General features: G+C 60.8%; 3 protein-coding genes. 1 reads left to right on the top strand and 2 read right to left on the bottom strand.

Annotated features, from left to right (window positions below; all coding sequences use genetic code 11):
• Nucleotides 1–232: 232 nt before the first annotated feature.
• Nucleotides 233–1,264 (bottom strand): nucleoside hydrolase, encoded by a 1,032-nt coding sequence (locus tag ABX749_RS29770; RefSeq protein WP_372899233.1) that lies wholly within the window; start codon nucleotides 1,262–1,264, stop codon nucleotides 233–235.
• A gap of 290 nt (nucleotides 1,265–1,554) precedes the next feature.
• Between ABX749_RS29770 and ABX749_RS29765 the strand changes: the two genes are divergently transcribed.
• A complete protein-coding gene (locus ABX749_RS29765; RefSeq protein ID WP_145211871.1) occupies nucleotides 1,555–1,962 on the top strand; it encodes an FHA domain-containing protein in 408 nt (135 codons plus the stop codon).
• Between the two features lie 29 nt (nucleotides 1,963–1,991).
• Here the strand turns inward: ABX749_RS29765 and ABX749_RS29760 are convergent.
• Nucleotides 1,992–2,355 (bottom strand): translation initiation factor (locus tag ABX749_RS29760; RefSeq protein ID WP_372899232.1); only part of this gene is annotated, 364 nt, incomplete at its 5' end.

Raw genomic sequence — 2,355 nt, 5'->3', positions numbered from 1 at the left:
CACGCTTCCCTTCGACACGCTGAGCAACGCTCCGCCGACGAAGTCGTGCAGTTTTTAGGTGGTTGATCATTCAGGGGTGTTGTTGCGGCTCGGGACGCGACCCTGGCCGGCGAAGTGAACACCGCGATTGGCCGTTCGACCTCCCCTCGCTTCGCTCGATCCTCCTGCCAGGAGGGTGACGCTGAAAACCGCACGACGACCGACGGTGCGAGAGAAAGGGAGGACAGCTCGATCAGTTTCTCGGCGGTTGGCTGACGAGCGCACGTTGGACTTCGATGACCCGTGCGGTCTGGATGGGGTTCATCGTCAGGTAGCGGTCACGTCCCTGCGGGTCGGGCGTGAATCGGGTGAAGCCGTCGTCGTCGACCGCGACCGTGCCGCGTTCGGATAGGCCGAAGTATTGGTCGTCGGGTCGCACGGCGTACAAGACACTGGTCAGGTCCCATGTGGGGCGATCGTGGTTGGGGCCGCTGTGCAACAGATAGGCTTCGGGCACGATGTGGTGGTCTCGATACCGAAAGTCTCGGGCGATACTTTCGCGGGGGTAGGGCGCGGCAATGCCGATCAGAAAGTCACTCCAGACCACTGGCACGTCGGCGGGCCATTGCCGAGCGAACCGCTGCATCGACCCGATCCCGTTGCGGACGTTCGCCTCCAAGAAATGGGTGTTGCCGCGGACCGGTCGAAACGCACCGGCCATCACCGAAACCAAACGCACTTTGCGGCGCACCAGTTCGATGCCCGAGAGTGGGCTGATCGAATCCGGCGGCGACTCGATCAGATCGGCGAGGTTGGCCGCCAAGCCGACCTGCACCAAGGCGACGCTTTGATCGGCGGCGGCGGACAGCGTTTGACGCAGCACCGTCACTGCGTCTGGTGCGTCGTCGCCGGAGAGAAGGTCGTGGGGATAGCGGAACGTGTCACCCTCTTTTTCTTCGACCAGGTCCAGGTACTTGCTGTCACGGTGCTGGGCATCACGTGCAACCCCGATGGGGAGATCCGGCCGTCCGTAGAACGTGTTGACCGCGTCGACGAACGGTGCGGCCAATGGATTGATCTTCGAAACCGTGACCGCGGTGATCGTGCATTCGCCACGATCGGCCAACGTGTGCAGCATCGCCAGCGCCAGTACGTCGTCCACATCTCCGGTGATGTCGGTGTCAAAGATCACCGAAACCGGTTGGTCACCTCGCGACACATCGGGGATCAGGATCAGAAACAACAACACGCCCCAGGCGGGAAGGGAGGACCAAGCGGTTTTCATGAATTCTTGTCGTGAACGGGGGGAAGGGAGGGAAATGCCAGCGCGGACGACCAATCTACTCGGAAACGAAACGGGGTCTACCGCCACATCAGTCCGCCGCCACCGTCGGGCGGGAGGGGCGTCGAGCGGGAGGGGCGTCGAGCGAGTCGAGCGGCAGCGAGTCGCGATTTTCGGCGTCCGTGCATTTTCTGGCGCCACTGAATTCGACGCCGGGCGCGCCATGGTGTAAATTTGTTTTCGGGAACATTCAGGCGGATCCTTCTTCTCTTCTCTTTCGTGGAACGCTGCCGATGAATTACAAGTTCGTTTGGGTCGACACTGCCAGCGGCATCGACCGACAACAGTGGGTCCTTTCCCCTCCGGTGACCATCGGTCGCTGTCCGACGGCCGAGATCACGCTCAGCGACGGTTCGATCAGCCGCAAACACTGCCAGTTCCTGATCGATCCCTACGGATCGCTCGTGGTCCGCGATCTGGGATCCAAGAACGGGGTTTACGTTGATGATCGACGCGTCGAAAAGGCGGTGCTGCTGCCGGGCAGCGAAGTCAAGATCGGTGTGATCACGCTGCGTGTGGAAATGACCGACGAAGCGATTGACCAAATCGACGAGCCCGAGTCCGCCTTCGATCTGGAAGTCTATGATCTGGGAGAAACCCAACCGGTGAAAATCATTCCGCCGACCGAAGACGTGGGGTGACGCTGAAAGCGGTCAGGCACGACGTCGCGTTACCGAGTCGGTTTCACTTTGAATCCGATTCCGGCAAGCGTTTTGCGAACGGTGTCGGCGTGGTCGCCTTGGATTTCGATCAGGTTTTCTTTGGGTTTGACCGTTCCGCCGCTGCCGCAGGCGGCTTGTAATCGAGTCAACACGTCCGCCAGGTCGTTCGCCTTGGCGGTCAAGCCTTCGACGACGGTTGCCTTGCGCCCGCCCTTGCGTTTTTGAACACTGATGCGGGCGGTCTGTTTTTCTGGCGGCAATCGGTCGGCGTCGCGTTGGCGTTTCGCTTCCGCTTGCGCCTTTTCTTCCGGCGTACAAATGCATTCGGATTCTGGTTTGCCGCAATCCTCACACTCGGGAGGAATGTCAAAT

It is taken from the genome of Stieleria sp., from assembly GCF_041595215.1.
Classification (GTDB): domain Bacteria; phylum Planctomycetota; class Planctomycetia; order Pirellulales; family Pirellulaceae; genus Stieleria; species Stieleria magnilauensis.
Note: the sequence above shows the minus strand (reverse complement) of the source record. Positions and strands in the feature narration are given on the sequence as shown.